Here is a 19343-nt window from a genome sequence, read left to right on the forward strand (position 1 = left end):
GAGTCTATGCCGCGCCGGGGACACCCACGTCCAGCCGCCGCTTCAGGTCGCGCAATCGGCCCCGGACCTCTCGGGTCAGGGTCCATTTCAGGAGCGGCGTGAACCAGCCGAAGGGCCGCCGCAATTCAAAGGCATACGTGAAGGTCACGCGTGTCTCGCCGGGGACGTCCTCGTCGAAGCGCCACGAGCCCGCGAAGCTTTCGAACAGGCGCGGGCCCCGCGTCATCTTCACCGCCGTGACGGCGGGCGGCTGGAAGGACACGTACTGCGTCTCCATCCCCAGCCCGTGCCACGACACGCACCAGGCCTTCACGCCCGGCCCGGCTTCCGTCGCGCCGTCCATCAGCACCGCCTCGCGCAGGAACGTGTCCCAGACAAGCCGCTGCCCGTAGTCCTGCGTGTACGCGAAGACGCGCTCGCGCGGACAGGTGATGCGGATGGACTCGGTGAACCTCATCCTTCCGTGTTGCGGAGGAAGTCCGCCACCTGAGCGAAGCGGTCATCCAGGAAGCTTCGCAGGCCGCCGGTGATGCCCTGCTTGTTCATGGCCTTCTGCATGCAGCGCAGCCACGCGTCCCGCATCGACGTATCCACCGGCAGGTGGCCGTGGCGCATGCGCAGCCGGGGGTGGCCGTGCGTCGCGCTGTAGTGCTGCGGCCCGCCCAGCCAGCCCACCAGGAACATGCCGAAGCGCTGGCGCGTGCCGCGGTTCACCTTGCCCTCGGCGTCCAGCTCGTGGATGGCGGCGAGCGCGGGTTCCTCCGTGTCCATCACGTCGTAGAAGGCCTCCGCCAGCGCGTGGACGGGCGCCTCGCCGCCCATGCGGGTGAAGGGGGTGTCGTCCAGCGTGGGGACCCAGCCGTCCGACGGTGGGGGCTTCAATTCCATGCTCATGGCTTCCTCATGCCGCCCAGCGCTTCGGCCGGCGCTGGAGGCTCTTCAATCCCAATCCTTCACAGAACGCCTTGAAGCGCGCTTCCGGAACGCCCTTCCACTCCATGTCCGCGAGCGACTTCGTGCCCGGCAGCGGCGCGTCCTCCACCAGCGTGGCCAGCGTGCGGTACAGCCGCGCGTCCTCGCGGTGCGCCTTCAGCGTCGCCGCCAGCTTGTCCGCGCCCCGCACCTTCACCGTCCACTCCGCCGCGTTGTCCGGGATGGACTCCAGATGTCCATACGCCTGGAGCACCGCCGCCGCGCCCTTCGCCCCGAAGCCCGCCAGCCCCGGGATGCCGTCCGCGTCGTCGCCCATCAGCGCCAGCAGGTCCGGGACGCTCTCCGGCGCCACGCCCAGCTTCGCCTTCACCCCGTCCGCGTCCACCACCTTCTGCTGCCGCCGGTCCACCTGCACCACACGCTGGCCGCGCACGCACTGGCCCAGGTCCTTGTCCGGCGTGAGCAGCCGCACCTGTTCCACCTCGCCCGCCCAGCGCGCCGCCGCGGTGGCCAGCGCGTCGTCCGCCTCCTGGTCCTTCATGGACCAGACGCGCACACCCAGCGCCGCCACGGCTTCCTCCACCAGGTCGAACTGCGCGCGCAGCTCCGGCGGCACGCCCTCGTCACCTTTGTAACCGTCGAACAGCGCGTTGCGGAACGAGCGGATGGGGTTGTCGAACGCGACCGCGACGTGCGTCACGGCCTCCTGCTCGTCGTGCAGGAGGGCGAGCAGGGAGTCCATCACACCAGCCGTGGCCTTCACGTCCCGTCCGTCCGGGGCGGTGGTGCTCGGTCGAGGCGAGAAGTGGGCCCGATACAGCTCATACGTGCCGTCCACGAGGTGCAGGCGCATGCTCTCCCTCTAGCGTCCCTCTCGCCGCACGGCCAGCAGCCCGTGCGCGGGCGTGGCCTGTGCGCCTCGTTCCCTACACGACGCCTGTCAACCCCCTTGGCCAGCGTGCCTGGTGGGGACAGGTCGCCGATGCCGACTGGCCGGGCACCGCCCATTTTCCAAACCAACTCCCTCTGGGCCGCGCCGGAGCGTCCCAGCATTTCCACCGGCATGAGGTGATCCATGCGCCCGAAGCTGTTCGCCGCCGCCCTGCTTTCCATCGCGGCCCTTGGATGTGCAGGCAAGCAGGTGATTGCAACGTCCACCCATCAGCAGCGCGTGCAGGCGGAGGCCGCGCTCCGCTCGGCGGAGAACTCGCAGGCGCCGAACGTGCCCGAGGCCGCCCGGCATCTGGAGTTCGCGCGTCAGCAGATCGCCGACGGTGAGCGGCTGATTCAGGAGGGTGAGCAGGATGCCGCGGAGCTGCGGTTCCGTCAGGCGGCCGCGGACGCGGACCTGGCGTCGGCGCTCGCCCGCGCGGTGCCTCTGAAGAACGAGGCGCGGCGGGCTTCCGAGCAGGCCGAGTCCCTCCGCAGCGGTCAGTGAGTCCCCTACCTCTAGCCTTGTGAGGAGCGAGTCATGCAGCGTTGGAAACTTGGATGGTTGGCGGTCGCGGGAGTCACGGCGCTCTCGGTGGGGTGTGCCCACGGTCCCCCGCCCAGTGAATTGACCGCGGCGCGCCAGGCGTACCGCGACGTGGCCAAGAGCCCCGAGGGCCGCGAGCGCCCCGCGGACGTGGCGGCGGCCCGGGCGGCCCTGCAGGAGGCGGAGAACGAGTACGCGGAGACCAAGGGCTCGGTGAAGACGCGCTCGCTGGCGTACGTGGCCCTGCGCAAGGCGGAGATCGCCGAGGCGCGCGGCGAGGCGGACCTGGCCGCGCAGCAGCGGGCCCAGGCGGAACAGTCCCTGCGTGAGCAGCAGGAAGCGCGCGCGAAGAACCTCACGCGTCAGCAGGAGGAGGATCGCGCGAGGTACGAAGCCCAGCGTCAGCAGTACGAGCAGCAGCGCCAACAGTACGATGCACAGCGCGCGCAGGAGGCTGAACGGCTGCGCACGGCGGACGCGCAGCAGCGTCAGCAACTGGAAGCGGAGATGCAGCGGCGCACGGAGCAGCAGCAGGCCGAGGCGCAGCGACTGGCTGAGCTGAACCAGCAGCTCCAGCAGCGCACGCAGGAGTTGGAGCAGGAGCGACAGGCGCGGCTCCAGGCGGAGCAGCGCGCGTCGCAGGCGCTGACGCGGCTTCAGGACGAGAACGTGAAGGTGCGGGAAGAGGCGCGCGGCACGGTGGTGACGTTGTCGGGCAGCGTGCTGTTCGCGACGAACGCGACGGAGCTGTTGCCCGCGGCGCGCGACCGGCTGTCAGAGGTGGCGACGGCGCTGAAGGAGGCGAAGAATCCGTTGCTCATCGAAGGCCACACGGACTCGCGAGGCGCGGAGGGCTACAACGACCAGCTGTCGGAGCGCCGTGCGGAGAGCGTGAGGAACTTCCTGGTGAACCAGGGCGTGCCGCAGGACCGCATCCAGGTCCGAGGCATGGGTGAGAACCGGCCAGTGGCGTCGAACAGCACGGCGGAGGGTCGCGCCAACAACCGCCGCGTGGAGATCGTGGTGGAGCGCAACGTGGCCGGTGCGCAGCCGTCGCGCAGTGGAGGCGTGGGCGGCAGTGGAGCGCAGCAGCCTGAGCAGGGCGACCAGGACCAGGGGCAGAACACGGGCGGCAGCGGCCCGGATGCGAAGCCGCACGGCGCGGGCGTGGACCACCAGAGCCCGCAGCCCGAGCAGGGCACGGGCGGCGGCGGGGCGCAGCAGCAGGTGCCCCAGCAGCCCATGGACCACGGCGAGTAACGCACGCCAGTGCTCCCTGAGCATGAAGGTCCTCACTCCATGCGGGTGGGGACCTTTTTCTTCATCCGCGCTTCAGGCGCGCACGTCCCCTGGGAGCGCGTTACCCTTGAAGTCCGGCACCGCCATGATCGACAAGTCGCCCGTCCTGCTCACCACCGAGCGCCTGCACCTGATGCTGCTGCCGCCCGACGCGGCGGAGCGGGTGCTGGCGTACCACGTGGCCAACAAGGACCACCTGGGCCCGGTGTCCCCGGCGCGTCCGGCGACCTTCTTCTCCCCTGCCTATTGGCGCACGCGGCTGGCCCAGGACCGCGAGGACTTCCGCTACGACGTGTCCCTTCGCGTCTTCCTTCTCCCCAAGGGCCAGCCCCTCGCGCTCGCGCCCATCATCGGCAACGCCACGCTCGCCCACATCCGCCGGGGGCCGCTCCAGGCCGCGGATCTGGGCTACGGCCTGGATCACCGCCACGAGGGCAAGGGCCTCATGACCGAAGCCCTCCGCGCCTTCTGCGATTTCGCCTTCAGCGCCATGGGCCTGCACCGGCTCCAGGCCAACCACCTGCCGGAGAACCTGCGCAGCGCCGCCGTCCTCCGCCGCCTCGGCTTCATCCCCGAGGGCTACGCCCGCGACTTCCTCCTCATCAACGGCAAGTGGCGCGACCACGTGCTCAATTCACTCGTGGCCCCCGCCGAGCCCGGCCTCCGCGGCGGCCCCTGACTGACGCGCGGCCCTCCATCAATTTTGTCGATATTGGAGATATGGGGCTTCAAAAGCCGCCCATTCGAGGCTTGACCGCCAATATCGACAAAATTGATCAACGGTCAGTGGCGCAACCACGTGCTTACCTCGCTCGTAGCCCCGCCGAGGCGTCACGGAAGGCCCCGTACCTTCTCATCCAGTGGGACGGCCTTCGTGTCCGACGGCTCAGCGCGCCGGTGCCCGCACCTTCGGCTTCGACTCCGTCACCGCCGGCAGGTTCGCGTCGAACCAATCCAGCGTGCGCAAGAGCCGGTCCTTCTGGTGCTCGGGCTTGCGCAGGCTGTGGCCCTCATCCGCGTAGATGACCAACTGGGTCTTCACGCCCAGCGTCTTCAGCGCCTTGTGGAACTCGTAGCCCTGCGACGCGGGGACCTCCAGGTCCCTCTCTCCGTGCAGCACCAGCGTGGGCGCCTTCACCTGCTTCACTCCGTTGATGGGCGAGGAGCGCGTGTACACCTCCGGCTCGTCGTACACCGTCGCTCCGAAGTACGGCAGCATCCATGAGTCGATGTGGTTCGTGCCGTAGTAGCTCTGCCAGTTCGCGATGCCCGCGCCCGCCACCGCCGCCTGGAAGCGCTGTGTCCGCGTCACCGCCCACATCGTCAGGAAGCCGCCGTAGCTCCACCCCGTGATGCCCTGCCGCGCCGGATCCACCGGCGCTGACGCCAGCACCGCATCCAGCCCCGCCAGCACGTCGTTGAAGTCCCCGAAGCCGAAGTCCCGGCGGTTCGCCTGCACGAACGCTTCACCCTGGCCGTAGCTGCCTCGCGGGTTGGGCATGAACACCGCGTAGCCTCTCGCCGTGAACAACGCCGTCTGCGGATTGAACCCCGGCAGCACTCCCGCCGCCGGTCCTCCGTGCACCACCGTCACCATGGGCGCCTTGCGCCCGGACGCGTCCGGCACCGGCAACACCAGCCAGCCCTGCACCGGCTGTCCGTCGCTCGTCCACGTCACGCTGCGCACATCGCCCACCGTCACGCGCACGTCCGCGTTGAGGCGCGTCGCCTGCTTCCACGCTCCCACCGGCCCCGTCCACAGCTCCGGCGCCTGGGTGATGGCGTCGCGCACCACCGCGCTCGTGACTCCGTCCTTCCCCAGCGACACCTTCACGTGCTCCGGGCCCTTCCACAATGTCTTCACTTCTCCGCCGCCCGGAGCCACCGCCATCAGCGCAGCCTCGCCCTGCGCCTGCGCCACGAACACCAGCCGCTCCGCCGTGGGCCAGAAGAGGTCCGTGGCCGTCGCCTTCAGCCCCTCCGTCACGTTCCGCGCGGGCGGCACCTTCGCGGGCAGCTCCGCCTTCTCCCCGAACCGCACCTTCGCCGCCAGCCGCTCCGGCACCGACACCACGAGCACGTCCCCGCCCGTGTTGCCCTCGTCGCTCATCAGCCCCTCGATGAACGCGAGCTGACGGCCGTCCGGACTCCACGCGGGCTCCGCCACCTGCCACCTGGGCGTGTGCAGCAGCGACGTCTCTCCCGTCCCCGCCTCCACCGCGTACACCCGCGCGCTCCACCAGTTCGCATCCCCCGGTGGCTTCGAGGCCATCACCGCCACCCGGGCGCCGTCCGGACTCCACGCGTACTCGTGGATGAACAAGCCCGCGGGCGACACCCACCGCAGCCGCGTGTCCTCCACCGTCACCACCGCGAAGCGCTTCACCGGCGGGGATGCCTGCACTACGCCCGTCTCGCGCGCCGCCGGCCCCCGAGGCCCCAGCGCGTCCTCAGCGCCCTCGATGACGAGCAGCCCCACGGACTTCCCGTCCGGCGACCACTTCGGCGCCGCCAGCGCGCCCTTCACCGTGGTGAGCCGCCTCGCGGGCCCGCCCGTCCCCGACGCCTCCGCCACGTAGAGCTGTTTCGCCCGGCCCTCACCCGCCGTGGAGAGGAACGCGAGCTGACGGCCGTCCGGACTCCATGACAGCGAACCCTCCGCGCACGGCGCTCCGTCCTTCGACGCGGTGACGCGCACCGGCGTCCGCTCCGGATGCGCCAGCGCCCTCACTTGGAGCCTCGCGGCCTCCGCGGTCCCCGGCACCGACTCCACCCAGGCCACCCGCGTGCCGTCCGGCGACAGCGACACCTCGCGGATCCGCACCACCCGCTGGAGCGCGTCGTACGTCGCGCCGGCCTCCACCCGCGCTGGCACGGGCGCAGGCGCTGCCCCGAACGCCAGCGCGCCCCACACCCAACACCCCACCGCCACAGCCAGGCTTGCCGCTCGCATCCGCCGCCTTCCGAAAAGCACAGGAGGGCGGAGTCTAGCGGACCTCCCGCTCAGTGCAGCTGCGTGGGCAACATGGGCAGCCCGTGGAAGAAGCGCCGCCCGCTCTCGAAGCGGTGGTGGAACGTCACGCGCTGATCCAGGTACAGCCGCGCCATCTCCTCCTCGCCGTACGCGCGGAAGAACGCGGCGCGTGCTTCATCACAGGCCCGCTCGTACTCCACGCACAGCGCCTCCCAGTCTTCCGGTGGAAGTTCCCCTTCCGGCCAGCCCTCGCTGGTGAGGCCGTAGTCGCGCTCCATCGCGTCCAGTTCGCGCGCCCGCATCCGCACGCGCGGATCCTCCGCGATGGCCTCGTCCGCCATCGCCGTGAGGATGTGCGCCACCAGGAAGAAGCCCGCATCCGGCGGCACCGCTCCCGCGTCCCGCGCGCCCCGGAACGTCACCAGCAGCTGCGCGTCCATCTCCTCGCCGCCCAGCTCCGCCAGCTTCGCCGCCAGCCCGCGCCACCGGGCCTCGGTCTCGAGGGCCTCCCGCCGCACCCCTTCCAGCTCCTGCTCACCCATCTTTTTCATGGTGTCCTCTCCCGGCCCGCGAAAGTCCCTTCCCACGAAGGTTCCCATCCACGTCTGACGCTCGGGCCCGGCAAACCGTGCTGTCCCCTTTTTCCACGACGTCCCGGCGCGTCAGGTGCACGACGCCCGAGCGCGGCGCCGTCGCGTTGCGGACGCGCAAGCGTGCTCGGGGGGACGGACGGCCTGGCGGCCAACCCGGGCGTTTCGGGGCTGCCGGGGTGACGAACCACCAGGCCGGTGATTGCGTCCGGTGGAGCCCCTTCGCGAACGCCGGGTGTCACCCGCAGGACGCTTGAGCGAGGCCCGGACCCGGCGCGCACACTTGGCGGCCGACAGTGGTTGCCGCCGGGCGCGGGATGACGCATCCGCAGGACATGGGGCCCGAAGCCGGTGGCCTGTCCTGGGGAGCCTCGCCGGTGTCCGAGCCCGTCGTCCCGCCGCAGCTGAAGTCCCAGGTGTCGCCCCGCACGGTGTTCACCGTGTGCCTCGTGGTGCTGGGGGTGATGGTCCTGGTGGTGCTCGTCGCCAAGACGCGCGTGGCGCTCACGCTCACCGGCATCGCGGCGCTCATCGCGCTGTCGCTGGAGCACGGCGTGTCGCGGCTGGAGAAGCGCGGCTTCAAGCGGTGGCTGGCCATCGCCGTGGTGCTGTTCGGGCTGTTCGTGGCCACCGTGGCGCTGGGCCTGCTGGTGATTCCGGACCTGGTGACCCAGGTGGACGCGCTGGTGACGCAGTGGCCTCACCTGTGGAAGCAGATGCGCGGCACCGGCATCTTGCGCGCGCTCAACCAGCGGCTTCAGAGCCTGGGCTGGAACGAACGGCTGGAGGAGGCCACGCCCGCGATCGCGGGCCCCCTGCCCGCGCTCCTGATGAGCGCCATTGGCGGCGTGGTGGGCCTCCTGGGCGGCATGCTCACCGTCTTCTTCCTGGTGGTGTTCATGCTGGTGTTCGGCGGCGGCGTGCTCAAGCGCCTGCTGGAGCTGGCCCGCCCCGACCACCGCCTGCGCTACGTGCGCGTGCTGCGCAACGTGTACACCGCGACGGGCGGCTACCTGTCCGGCATCACCCTCATCTGCGCCATCAACGCCACGCTCACCACCACCATGCTGGCGGTGCTGGGCATGCCCTTCTACCTGCCCCTGGGCGTGGCCAGCGGCTTCTCCAGCCTGGTGCCCTACGCGGGGCCCATCATCGCGGGCGGCATCATCACGCTGCTCACGCTGGCCACCGGCGGCCTGTGGAAGGCGCTCGCGGTGTTCATCTACTTCCTCCTCTATGGCCAGCTGGAGGGCAACGTGATGGCGCCGCTCGTGTTCAAGCGCACCGTGCACGTCAACCCGCTCGTCACCCTGCTCGCGGTCCTCTTCTGCGTGGAGCTGGCGGGCATCGTGGGCGCGGTGGTGGCCGTGCCCGTGGCGGCCACCCTGCAGATCATCGTCCGCGAGGTCCTCCTCTTCCGCCAGGAGCGCCGCGCCGCGGCCGTTCTTCCAGAGCCCTGACGGGCCGAGCCCCGATGACCGACTCGCCCCTCCAGCTCCTCGTGACACACGGCTCCGGCCCGCTGCTCTTCGTCGTGCTCGTGGCGGGAGGGTTGGGGCTGCCGTTCCCGGAGGACCTGGTGCAACTGGCGGCGGGCGTGCTCTCACACCGTGGCGCGATGCCGCTTCCGGCCGCCATCGCTCTGTGCTTCGCGGGCGTGCTGTGCGGGGACACCGTCCTCTTCTTCACGGCGCGCAGGCTGGGACAGGCGCTCTACACGCACCGGCGCACACGCCGCCTGTTCCCGCCCGAGCGCCGCGAGCGCATCCAGGGCCTGTACGCGAAGCACGGCTCGCGCGTCGTCTTCGTGGGCCGGTTCATGTCCGTGCTGCGCGTGCCGGTGTTCGCCATGGCCGCCGCGGAGGGCATGTCCTTTCGCCGCTTCCTTCTCTGGGACGGGCTGGCGCTGTGCCTGAGCTCGCCCCTGGTGGTGACGCTGGGCTACCTGGGCTCCGCGAGCGTGGACCGCGTGGCGAAGGGCGTGGGCCGCGTGGAGCACTTCGTCGCGCTGGCGGGCGTGGCCGCGCTGCTCGTCGTGCTCGCCGTGCGGCATGCCCGCGAGAAGCGACAGCCCCGCCCGGCCCCCTGAAACCCGCGAGCGGCGGTCCCTGCCACCCCACCCGGGGCCGAAGCAAGCAAGCTCACACTTGCTCTTGATGCCACGGCACGCGCCGCGTGAATCCGCTATCAAACCAACGGTTTCCCTGGACGAACATCCGAGGCCTCATGACTCCCCCCAGTCCCTCCCAGGCCGGTTCCACGGCGGTGTCGCCCCCGGAAGGGGGAATGGACTGGCTGTCCGGCGGCGGTGAGATGGGGCGGTTGATCCGCTCCATGGACTGGTCGGGGACGCCGCTCGGGCCGGTGGAGACCTGGCCGCAGAGCCTGCGCACGACGGTCAGCCTGTGCCTGTCCTCCACCTTCCCCATCCTCATCGCGTGGGGACCGGAGCGCGTGCAGCTCTACAACGACAGCTACCGGCCCATCTGCGGCGCGAAGCACCCGGAGTCCATGGGCCAGCCCTTCCGCGACTGCTGGGCCACGGCACTGCCGGTGGTGGGCGGCGTGTTCGAGAAGGCGGGCACGGGCGTGGGTTCCTACATCGAGAACCAGCGCATGTTCCTGGACCGGTACGGCTATCTGGAGGAGGCCTTCATGACCTTCTCCTTCAGCCCCATCCGCGACGAGTCCGGACGCGTGGGCGGCCTCTTCCACCCCATCACGGAGGTGACGGACAAGATGCTCAGCGCGCGGCGCACGCAGACGCTGCGCGAGCTGTCCGCCCTCCTGGGCAAGGTGAAGACGGTGGAGGACATTGGCGCCGCGCTGCCGCAGTTGCAGCCGGACGCCGCGCTCGACGTGCCCTTCCTCCTCTTCTACCGCCGCGACGAGTCCGCCCCGCGCGTCCAGTGGGTGGGCGGCATGGGCCTGCCTCCGGGCACCGCGTGGAGCCCGGTGGAGGCGGGGCTGGACGGGCCGTGGCCCTTCGCCACCGCGGGCGCGGACCCGGTGGGCGTGCCGCGCGCGCTGCTGGACGCGGGCCTGACGCTGGGGCCGTACGAGGAGCCGCCGACGCATGCGCGCGTGCTGCCCATCCACCCGGCCGGCATGGCGGAGCCCTTCGGCTACCTGGTGGCCGGCGTGAGCCCCCGCCGCGTGATGGATGACACCTATCGTGGCTTCTATGAGCAGCTCCAGGCCACGGTCACCAACGCCGTCGTCAGCGTGCGCGCCTACGAGGCGGAGGCCCAGCGCGCGGAGGCGCTGGCGGCCATCGACCGGGCGAAGACAGCGTTCTTCTCCAACGTGTCGCACGAGTTCCGCACGCCGCTCACGCTCATCCTGGGTCCGCTGGAGGAGTCGCTCGCGGACGCCTCCGCGCCCCTGCCGCCATCGCAGCGCACGCGCCAGGAGCTCACCCATCGCAATGCGCTGCGCCTGTTGAAGCTGGTCAACTCGCTGCTGGACTTCTCGCGCATCGAGGCGGGCCGGGTGAAGGCCAGCTACCACCCCACGGACCTGACGCGGCTCACCGAGGACCTGGCCAGCGTCTTCCGCTCCGCCATGGAGAAGGCGGGGCTCCAGTACACCGTCGAGACGCAGGACGTGGGCGAGCCCGTCTATGTGGACCGGGACATGTGGGAGAAGGTTGTCCTCAACCTGCTCTCCAACGCGTTCAAGTTCACGCTCCACGGCGGAGTCACCGTGCAGCTCGTACGTGAGGGGACGCGAGTGCGGCTCACCGTGCGGGACACCGGCACCGGCATCCCGGAGGCGGAGCTGCCGCGCGTGTTCGAGCGCTTCCACCGCGTGGAGTCCTCGCGCGGGCGCACGCATGAAGGCACCGGCATTGGCCTGGCGCTCATCCAGGAGCTGGTGAAGCTGCACGGCGGCACGTTGGGCGTCCACAGCGTGGAGGGCGAGGGCAGCACCTTCTTCGTGGAGCTGCCGCTGGGCCGCGCGCACCTGCCCGCCGAACAGGTCCAGGAGGACGAAGGGACCCCGCACGCGGGCAAGCTGGGGTCCGCCTTCAGCGAGGAAGCGCTGCGCTGGCTGCCGGATGCGCCGGAGTCCCTCCCGCCATCGGGTGCCGAGCAGGAGCCGATGAGGGCTTCGGTCGAGACCTCCGTGCTGGGAAACACAGGCGCAGGGTTCGCGCTGTCCATGGGGCGTGGGCGTGGGCGCGTCCTCGTCGCGGACGACAACGCGGACATGCGCGGGTACGTGAGCAGCCTGCTGTCGGCCTACTGGGACGTGCGCGCGGTGGCGGACGGCGAGGCGGCCTTCGAGGCGGCGCTCGAAACGAAGCCGGACCTCATCCTCAGCGACGTGATGATGCCCCGGCTGGACGGCTTCGGGCTGCTCCACAAGCTGCGCGGCGACGCGCGCACGCGTGGCATCCCCTTCATCATGCTGTCGGCGCGCGCGGGCGAGGAGGCCCGCATCGAGGGGCTCCAGGCCGGCGCGGACGACTACCTGGTGAAGCCCTTCTCCGCGCGTGAGCTGCTGGCGCGCGTGGACAGCCAGCTCCAACTGGGGCGGGCCCGGCAGCAGCTGTCCGACTTCTTCATGCAGGCCCCCGCGGCCATGTGCGTGATGTCGGGCCCGGACCTCCTCTTCACGGTCATCAACCCCATGTTCGCGAACCTGATGGGCCGGGACATGCTGGGCAGGCCCGCGCGCGACGCGCAACCGGTCGGGGGCCACGGCGTGCTGCTCCAGCACCTGGAGCACGTCTACCGAACCGGCGCACCGTTCGTGGGCCGCGAGGTCCCGGTGCGCCAGCCGGACGGCCTGGGCGGCCTCAGGGAGCTGCTGCTGGACGTGGACATCCACGCCCAGCGCGACGGCGAGGGCCGCATCCAGGGCCTGCTCGTCGCCGTGCAGGAGGTCAGCGAGCGCACCCACGCGCGCCAGCAACTGGAGGCCCTCACGCATGACCTCCAGCACGCGGTCGCCGCGCGCGACACCTTCCTGGGCGTGGCTTCGCACGAGCTGAAGACGCCCGTCACCGCGCTGCTCCTGCACCTGGAGATGACGCGCCGGCGCCTGTCTCCCAAGCGCGGCGAGCCGCCCTCCGCGGAGAAGCTCACGTCGGCGATGGACTCCGCGCTGCGGCAGGTGGAGCGGATGTCGCGGCTGGTGGACGAGCTGCTGGATGTCTCACGCATCCGCGCGGGCAAGCTGGACTTCCACATGGAGGAGAGCGACCCGATGGAGATGATCCACGAGGTCCTCGACACCTTCCGCGAACAGATGGAGCAGGCCAGCTGCGTCCTACAGCTGCGGGCGGAGCTGAACCTGCGCGTGTCGTGGGACCGCTCGCGCATGCTGCAAGTGCTGACGAACCTGGTGTCCAACGCCATCAAGTACGCGCCGGGCACGGCGCTCGGCATCGGGCTCAGAAAGCACAACGACCGGCTCATCCTCTACGTGTCGGACGGCGGCCCGGGCATCCCGCCCGAGCACCAGGCCCGCGTCTTCGAACGCTTCGAGCGCGGCGGCCCGCCCCGCTCCGTGCACGGGCTGGGGCTGGGCCTCTTCATCGCCCATCAGATCGTCCAGGGCCACCACGGCAAGCTGGTCCTGCGCAGCGCCCCCGGCCAGGGCGCCACTTTCATCATCGACCTGCCGCTCCCTCCGCAGGCCCAGGCCTGAGCGCGCGCCTTCAGTGCGCGACGCTCGGGGGTTTCACCGGCCCGGGCTGGATGTTCTGGTTCACGTGGAAGAGGTTCTCCGGGTCGTAGCTCCGCTTCACCTCCACCAGCCGCGGGTAGTTGTCACCGTAGGTGGCCTGCACGCGCTCCTGGCCCTCTTCCATCATGAAGTTCACGTAGGCGCCGCCCGCCGAGTACGGGTGCAGCGCGCTCCAGTACTCCTTCGTCCAGGTGGAGATGTCCGCCGCCCGCTCCGGTGACGGATCCACCCCGACGATGACCTCCGACCAGCGCGCGTCGCGGAAGCGGAAGGCCGTGTCATGCGGGCCCACGCGGTGCGCCGCCCCGTCGATGGGGTACAGGTGCATGGTGGACTGCATGGACGGCAGGCGCTCGGCGAAGGACACGTGTCGCTCGATGGCCGCGTCCGGAATCTCGCGCACGAAGTCCGCGCGCCAGTACCACTGGTGTCCCGGCGGATAGAGCGCGTCGAAGGCGCTCTGCAACATCGGGAAGGGCATGGGCATCACGCCGTGCAGCGCGGGCTTGAGCGCCAGCACGGGAGCGAACAGCTCGTCCGCGCGCGCGGGGTCGCCCGTGTAGCACCACACCACGCCGCACATCTTCTGGAGGTGGAGCTCCTCCGGGAAGGGCGGCGCGGGCGGCACGGTGATGAAGGCGAAGAAGCCGCTGAGGTCTTCCGGCGCGGCCGGGAGGAACTCGCGGTACCAGCGCATCACCTCCGCCGCGCGGTCCAGGGGCCAGAGCGTGGGGCCACCGATGACGATGTCCACGGGGTTGGCGCGGAAGAGGAACGACGTCACCACGCCGAAGTTGCCGCCTCCGCCGCGCACCGCCCAGAACAGGTCCGGGTGCTTGTCCTCGCTCGCGGTGACGAAGCGGCCGTCCGCGAGCACCATGTCCACGGCGAGCAGGTTGTCGATGGTGAGCCCGAAGCGGCGCGTGAGGTATCCCAGGCCGCCGCCCAGCGTGAGCCCGGCCACGCCCGTGGTGGAGATGATGCCGGAGGGCACCGCGAGCCCGAAGGCATGGGTGGCGTGGTCCACGTCCCCCCAGACGGCGCCGCCCGCGACGCGCACCGTGCGGGCCTCGGGATCCACGCGCACGCCGCGCATGCGCGACAGGTCGATGACCAGTCCGTCATCCACCAGCGCCAGTCCGCCGCCGTTGTGGCCGCCGCCGCGCACGGCCAGGGGCAGCTTGCGCTCGCGGGCCAGGGCCACCGCGGCGATGACGTCCGCCACGTCCGCGCACCGGGCCACCATGGCCGGGCGCTTGTGGATCATCGCGTTGTACAGCTGGCACGCCTCCGCGTAGTCGGCGTCTCCCGGTTGGATGAGCGTTCCGCGCAGCTGCGCCCGGAACATCTCCACGCTGTCCGGCGTCAGCCCGGCGGGCAGGCCGGGGCCTGTCTGCGGACGGTGGGTTTCGAGTGTCACGGCGGTTCCCTCCTAAGAGCCGGCACCGGCACGGCGCCTGACTCAACGGATGCGCACGGTGACGGCCTCGCAGGACCGGAAGGCAGGAAGGGGCCTCCTGGCACGCGCCGGTGGGCGGGTACGGACGCAGCGCTCCGCCACTCCGCCCCCCGGAAGGGACGACTCAGCCCGCCGCCACCTCGCGCAGGCTGTCCTCCACGCCCGCGAGCAGCAGGTCCAGGTCCGCGTCCGGGATGTTGAGCGCGGGCGCGATGTAGACGGTGTTGCCCATGGGGCGCAGATAGAGGCCGCGGCGGCGAGCGGCCTCGTAGACGCGCCAGCCGCTGTCCGCGAAGTAGCCTCCGCCGCCCAGGTCCACCGCGCCCACCATGCCCACCGAGCGCGGGCGCACCAGCCCGGGGAGGGTGGCGGCCATGCGCTCGAAGGCGGCCTTCACGCGAGGCGCCTTGCGCTGCACCTGCCCCAGCACGTCCTCGTCGCGGTACACGGCCAGCACCTCGCGAGCCACGGCCGCGCCCAGCGGGTTGCCGCAATACGAGTGCCCGTAATAGAGCGCCCGGTCCTTCGCCCCCAGGAAGCCCTGGAAGATGCGCTCCGAAGCGAGCGTGGCGGCGAAGGGCAGCATCCCGCCGCTGAGCGCCTTGGCCAGGCACAGCAGGTCCGGCACCACGCCAGCCAGGTCCACCGCGAAGCGAGCGCCGGTGCGGCCCATGCCGGTGAAGACCTCGTCGGCGATGAGGAAGGTGTCCACCGCGCGGGTGGCCTCGCGCACCTCGCGCACGAAGTCCGGCGACGACATCCACATGCCCGCCGCGCCCTGGAGGACGGGCTCCAGGATGACGCCAGCGATGCCGTCCGGATCCGCCGCGAGCGCGGCCTTCACCTCGGCCAGGGCGCGCGCGTGGCCATCGGGTTCAGCGGGGGACGGCACGTGCACCACGTCGAAGAGGAGCGGGCCGAACACGTCGCGGAACTCGTGCACGCCGCCCACGCTGGTGGCGCCAATGGTTTCGCCGTGGAAGGCCCCGGTCAGCGTGATGAAGCGGGTGCGGCGGGGGCGGCCATTCTGCGCCCAGTACTGCGCGGCCATCTTGATGGCCACCTCCACCGCGGTGCTGCCGTTGTCCGAATAGAAGACGCGAGACAGCTTCTGCTCCGAGGGCACGTCCGCCCGGTCCGCGCCTGGAGCCAGCGCGGTCAGCTCCGCGCCCAGTCGGGCCGCGGGTCCGTGCGTGATGCCCGCGAGCGAGACGTGGGCCAGGCTGCCCAGTTGCTCGGTGAGTGCGTGCACGAGGCGCGGGTGGCGGTGTCCCAGGGTGGACACCCACCACGAGCCATTGGCGTCCAGGTAGCGCCGTCCGTCCGCGTCATGGAGCCAGACCCCCTCCGCGCGGACGATGACGAGCGGGTCCGTCTTCGCGATGTACTGCTCCATCGCGGTGTAGGGGTGCCAGACGTGTTGCTTGTCCAGTCCGACGAGGGTTGCCCGATCCACGGTGGAGGCTCCTGGGCGCAAGGGGCGTGAAGCCCGGGGTGACGCGCCGCGTGCCCTTCTGCCCTCCCTGGGGACGGCCCGCAACGTCGCGGTGCGACACGAGGGACGGAGGCGAATGGGTGGCCGCACCGGGCCTTATCCACCAGCGGACAGGCGGAGGAATGGGACGCTCAGTGGCGTGCGTCCGGGACGGGACGGTGGGGCCGGTCCGCTGCCGGTGACATGGGGAGCGCTGACATTGCCATGACAGGGGGGGTGTTAGCCCTGTGTCTGTCATCACGGGAGAGTCATGGCCATCGTCATCTTCTTCATCAGTCACTGGCTGCTCTGCGTCTTCTTCCAGAGCTTCTTCCAGCACCGTTACGCGGCGCACCGCATGTACAGCATGGGTCCGCGCACGGAGAAGGTGATGCACCTGCTCACCTACCTGGTGCAGGGCTCGTCGTACCTGTCGCCGCGCGCCTACGCCATCCTGCACCGCGAGCACCACGCATACTCGGACACGGAGAACGACCCGCACTCGCCGCACTACTTCAAGGACGTGATGCGGATGATGTGGCACACGAAGGAGCGCTACACGGGCATCCTGGCGCGGAAGATCCAGCCGGAGCCGCGCTTCGAGGGTGGCTATCCGGAGTGGAAGCTCGTGGACGAGACGCTGGGCCAGTCCTGGTTCGCGGTGCTGGGCTGGGTGGCGCTGTACACGGCGTTCTACGCGACGTTCGCGACGTCGCCCTGGATGTTCCTGCTGTTGCCGGTGCACTTCGTGATGGGGCCGGTGCACGGCGCCATCGTGAACTGGTGCGGGCACAAGTACGGCTACCGGAACTTCAAGGGCGCCGACAAGTCGCGCAACACGCTGCCGGTGGACGTGCTGTGCATGGGCGAGCTGTTCCAGAACAACCACCACAAGTACGGCAGCAGCCCGAACTTCGCGGCGCGCGCCTTCGAAATCGACCCCACGTGGCAGGTGATGCGCGTGCTGTCCAAGCTGGGCGTCATCCGCATCACCACGCCCCAGCGCGCCGTGTACCCGGAGCCGCGCGAAGTGGCCCGCCAGAGCGGAGCCGGTGCGCAGGTGGCCTGACGCGAGGTCCAGACTTGAAGCGACGCGGGGGAGCCGTCCGTCAGGGACTGCTCCCCCGTGGTGTTTCTCAGCCCTGCTGGAGCGCTGCGGCCAGCGTCGTGGTGGGGCGGCCGATGAGTCGGCTCAGCGTGCGGCTGGTGTCATTCAGGTCGCCCCGGGCGATGCCCTCGTCCGAGTTCGCCAGCACGTCGGCGTAGCCCTTGGGCAGGCCGGCCTGCATGAGCGCGGCGGCGAAGTCGGCCGGTGGCAGGTCCTGGTACGTCACCGTCTTGCCGGACTGGCGTGACAGCTCCGCCGCGTACTCCGCCAGCGTGAAGCCGGTGTCGCTCGCGAGCTCATACACCTGGTTCTCATGGCCTGTTCCGGTGAGCACGGCCACGGCGGCGTCCGCGTAGTCCTGGCGGGTGGCGGGAGCGACGCGGCCGTCCTTCGCGCAGCCCCGGAGCACGCCCTGCTCCAGCGTCCGCTTCGCGGCCTCCGTGTAGTTCTCCAGGTACCAGCTGTGCCGCAGGAACACGAACGGGAGCCCTGACGCGCGGATGGCCTCCTCCGTGTACAGGTGCTCTGGCGCCAGCACCATGCGCGACGTGTCCGCGTGCAGGATGCTCGTGGAGGCCAGCAGCTTCACGCCGGCCGTCTTCGCCGCGTCCACCACGGTCTGGTGCTGCTTGCGCCGCTGGCCCACCTCGCTGGAGGAGATGAGCAGCACCGTGTCCCCGCTGGAGAACGTGCCGTCCCACGTCTCCGGGCGGCTGTAGTCCGCCTTGCGAACCTGGACGCCGCGCGCGGCCCACTCCGTGGCCTTGTCCGGATTGCGCACCGCGACCGCGACCTGGTTCGCGGGGACCTTCTTCAACAAGCCTTCAATGACGAAACGGCCCAACCGGCCCGTGGCTCCCGTGACGACGATCATCGGCGTCCTCTCCCTCTTGCGGATGACGGAGCATACAGGGTTGACGTGAGCGCGAACCGAAACTACTCTAGTTACAGTTCGAGCCCACGATGAACACCAGCAGCCGCTTCACGGTCGCCATCCACATCCTGACCCTGCTTGCCCACGGCGGCGGGGAGCAGATGACGTCGGAGTACATCGCGGGGAGCGTGAACACGAACCCCGTGGTCATCCGCCGTTTGATGGCGCTCCTGCGTGAAGCCCGGCTGGTCACTTCGCAGGTGGGCGTGAAGGGAGGCTGGCAACTGGCCCGCCCTCCCAAGGGCATCACCCTGCGCGACATCTATCGCGCGGTGGAGGAAGGCGCTCTCTTCCCGCTGCACAGCAACACACCGAATCCCCGCTGCCCCGTGGGCAGCACCATCCAGGCCACGCTCCTCGGCCACTTCGAAGAGGCGCAGCTCGCGCTGGAGAAGGACCTGGAGCGCACGACCGTCGCGGACCTGGTCCAGGAGACAGGGGCGCGCGCTCGCTGAGGCGGAGCACCGCCTCTCTTTTTTTGCCCTTAATCGTAACAACAACAGTTCCAATTCACCCACGCAGTCCTGGACCGCCCATGCCCCGCCTGACCTTCTTCCTCACGATGGCCGCCCTCCTTTCGACCGCCTGCGTCTCGTCCTCCTCCTCCCAGCGCACCGAAGGAACAGCCCCTGCGAGCGCCCAGAAGCAGCAGGTGGTGGACCTGCTCAAGGCCATCGAGACCGGGGACGGAGCGCCCGTCGCCGTCATCAACCCGGCCCACTACCGCCAGCACAACCTGGGGGCCGAGGACGGGCTCGCTGGCTTCGGGAAGCTGCTCCAGGCGCTCCCCAAGGACTCGGCCCGGGTGAACACCGTGCGGGTGTTCCAGGACGGCGACTTCGTCTTCACCCATACCGACTACGACTTCTTCGGGCCCAAGGTTGGGTTCGACCTCTTCCGCTTCGAGAACGGGAAGATCGTCGAGCACTGGGACAACCTCCAGGAGAAGCCCGCGAGCCCCAACCCGAGCGGCCACACGATGCTCGACGGCCCCACCCAGGCCACCGACCTGGACCAGACCGAGGCCCACAAGAAGCTCGTGGGCGCCTTCGTGGACGACATCCTCGTCAACGGCCGGCTGGAAAAGCTCGCGGGCTACTTCAACGGCGACAGCTACACCCAGCACAACCCCCAGATCGCCGACGGCCTCTCCGGACTGGGCCAGGCGCTCCAGGCCATGGCGAAGGCGGGCATCACCATGAAGTACGACCGGGTCCACAAGGTGCTGGGTGAGGGCAACTTCGTCCTGGTGCTGAGCGAGGGCCACTTCGGAGACAAGCCCACTGCGTTCTACGACCTGTTCCGCGTCGAGAACGGCAAGATCGCCGAGCACTGGGACACGCTGGAGACCCTCCCGGCCCAGAGCGAGTGGAAGAACCCGAACGGCAAGTTCTAACG

Annotated in this window: 17 protein-coding genes; 9 read left to right on the forward strand and 8 right to left on the reverse strand. The window is 70.3% G+C overall.

Annotation, left to right across the window (positions count from 1 at the left end; translation table 11 throughout):
* Window positions 1-4 precede the first annotated feature (4 nt).
* The 3 genes from D7Y04_RS26030 to D7Y04_RS26040 are packed head-to-tail and all read right to left on the reverse strand — an operon-like array spanning window position 5 to window position 1786.
* Window positions 5-457, reverse strand: a complete 453-nt coding sequence (locus D7Y04_RS26030) for an SRPBCC family protein (RefSeq protein ID WP_121761021.1) — start codon at window positions 455-457, stop codon at window positions 5-7.
* Window positions 454-894, reverse strand: coding sequence for a group II truncated hemoglobin (locus D7Y04_RS26035; protein ID WP_120595458.1), 441 nt, complete (start codon window positions 892-894; stop codon window positions 454-456). The genes D7Y04_RS26030 and D7Y04_RS26035 overlap by 4 nt, the downstream gene beginning before the upstream one ends.
* A gap of 7 nt (window positions 895-901) precedes the next feature.
* Window positions 902-1786, reverse strand: coding sequence for a 5'-3' exonuclease H3TH domain-containing protein (locus D7Y04_RS26040; protein ID WP_121761022.1), 885 nt, complete (start codon window positions 1784-1786; stop codon window positions 902-904).
* Window positions 1787-2008: 222 nt separating this feature from the next.
* Here D7Y04_RS26040 and D7Y04_RS26045 point away from each other — a divergent pair, with 222 nt between their 5' ends.
* The 3 genes from D7Y04_RS26045 to D7Y04_RS26055 all read left to right on the forward strand — a co-directional run bounded on the left by D7Y04_RS26045 (window position 2009) and on the right by D7Y04_RS26055 (window position 4388).
* Complete coding sequence (locus D7Y04_RS26045; RefSeq protein WP_120578801.1) at window positions 2009-2371, forward strand: DUF4398 domain-containing protein; 363 nt, start codon at window positions 2009-2011, stop codon at window positions 2369-2371.
* A gap of 33 nt (window positions 2372-2404) precedes the next feature.
* On the forward strand, window positions 2405-3670 hold the full coding sequence (locus D7Y04_RS26050; protein ID WP_121761023.1) for an OmpA family protein: 1266 nt from the start codon (window positions 2405-2407) through the stop codon (window positions 3668-3670).
* Between the two features lie 124 nt (window positions 3671-3794).
* Window positions 3795-4388, forward strand: a complete 594-nt coding sequence (locus D7Y04_RS26055; protein ID WP_120595461.1) for a GNAT family N-acetyltransferase — start codon at window positions 3795-3797, stop codon at window positions 4386-4388.
* 207 nt (window positions 4389-4595) lie between these two features.
* On the opposite strand, the gene D7Y04_RS26060 is transcribed toward D7Y04_RS26055, so the two are convergent.
* Both D7Y04_RS26060 and D7Y04_RS26065 read right to left on the reverse strand, forming a co-directional pair.
* Window positions 4596-6662 (reverse strand): S9 family peptidase, encoded by a 2067-nt coding sequence (locus D7Y04_RS26060; protein ID WP_121761024.1) that lies wholly within the window; start codon window positions 6660-6662, stop codon window positions 4596-4598.
* A gap of 50 nt (window positions 6663-6712) precedes the next feature.
* Window positions 6713-7234, reverse strand: coding sequence for a hypothetical protein (locus D7Y04_RS26065; protein ID WP_120578796.1), 522 nt, complete (start codon window positions 7232-7234; stop codon window positions 6713-6715).
* A gap of 356 nt (window positions 7235-7590) precedes the next feature.
* On the opposite strand from D7Y04_RS26065, the gene D7Y04_RS26070 reads away from it, so the two are divergent.
* The 3 genes from D7Y04_RS26070 to D7Y04_RS26080 all read left to right on the forward strand — a co-directional run bounded on the left by D7Y04_RS26070 (window position 7591) and on the right by D7Y04_RS26080 (window position 12931).
* Window positions 7591-8733 (forward strand): AI-2E family transporter, encoded by a 1143-nt coding sequence (locus D7Y04_RS26070; protein ID WP_233601582.1) that lies wholly within the window; start codon window positions 7591-7593, stop codon window positions 8731-8733.
* Window positions 8734-8747: 14 nt separating this feature from the next.
* Window positions 8748-9362 (forward strand): DedA family protein, encoded by a 615-nt coding sequence (locus D7Y04_RS26075; protein ID WP_121761025.1) that lies wholly within the window; start codon window positions 8748-8750, stop codon window positions 9360-9362.
* 137 nt (window positions 9363-9499) lie between these two features.
* Window positions 9500-12931: an ATP-binding protein gene (locus tag D7Y04_RS26080; RefSeq protein WP_121761026.1), complete on the forward strand. Its 3432-nt coding sequence runs from the start codon at window positions 9500-9502 to the stop codon at window positions 12929-12931.
* Between the two features lie 10 nt (window positions 12932-12941).
* Here the strand turns inward: D7Y04_RS26080 and D7Y04_RS26085 are convergent, their stop codons facing one another.
* Together D7Y04_RS26085 and bioA are read right to left on the reverse strand one after the other, a co-directional pair.
* The gene (locus D7Y04_RS26085) at window positions 12942-14390 is read right to left on the reverse strand and encodes an FAD-binding oxidoreductase (RefSeq protein ID WP_120595465.1); all 1449 of its coding nucleotides are present in this window, start codon (window positions 14388-14390) and stop codon (window positions 12942-12944) included.
* A 163-nt stretch (window positions 14391-14553) separates the two neighbouring features.
* Window positions 14554-15885, reverse strand: coding sequence for an adenosylmethionine--8-amino-7-oxononanoate transaminase (bioA, locus tag D7Y04_RS26090; RefSeq protein ID WP_121761027.1), 1332 nt, complete (start codon window positions 15883-15885; stop codon window positions 14554-14556).
* 289 nt (window positions 15886-16174) lie between these two features.
* Here bioA and D7Y04_RS26095 point away from each other — a divergent pair, with 289 nt between their 5' ends.
* Window positions 16175-16972 (forward strand): acyl-CoA desaturase, encoded by a 798-nt coding sequence (locus D7Y04_RS26095; protein WP_120595467.1) that lies wholly within the window; start codon window positions 16175-16177, stop codon window positions 16970-16972.
* A gap of 67 nt (window positions 16973-17039) precedes the next feature.
* On the opposite strand, the gene D7Y04_RS26100 is transcribed toward D7Y04_RS26095, so the two are convergent.
* Complete coding sequence (locus D7Y04_RS26100; protein ID WP_121761028.1) at window positions 17040-17885, reverse strand: SDR family oxidoreductase; 846 nt, start codon at window positions 17883-17885, stop codon at window positions 17040-17042.
* Between the two features lie 89 nt (window positions 17886-17974).
* Here D7Y04_RS26100 and D7Y04_RS26105 point away from each other — a divergent pair, with 89 nt between their 5' ends.
* Both D7Y04_RS26105 and D7Y04_RS26110 read left to right on the forward strand, forming a co-directional pair.
* Window positions 17975-18400 (forward strand): Rrf2 family transcriptional regulator, encoded by a 426-nt coding sequence (locus D7Y04_RS26105; RefSeq protein WP_120595469.1) that lies wholly within the window; start codon window positions 17975-17977, stop codon window positions 18398-18400.
* Window positions 18401-18480: 80 nt separating this feature from the next.
* Window positions 18481-19341 carry a nuclear transport factor 2 family protein gene (locus tag D7Y04_RS26110; protein ID WP_199749729.1) on the forward strand — a complete coding sequence of 287 codons (861 nt, stop codon included), beginning with the start codon at window positions 18481-18483 and terminating at the stop codon, window positions 19339-19341.
* Window positions 19342-19343 lie beyond the last annotated feature (2 nt).

Origin of the sequence: Corallococcus sp. AB038B (assembly GCF_003668955.1) — a bacterium.
GTDB lineage: Bacteria > Myxococcota > Myxococcia > Myxococcales > Myxococcaceae > Corallococcus > Corallococcus exiguus.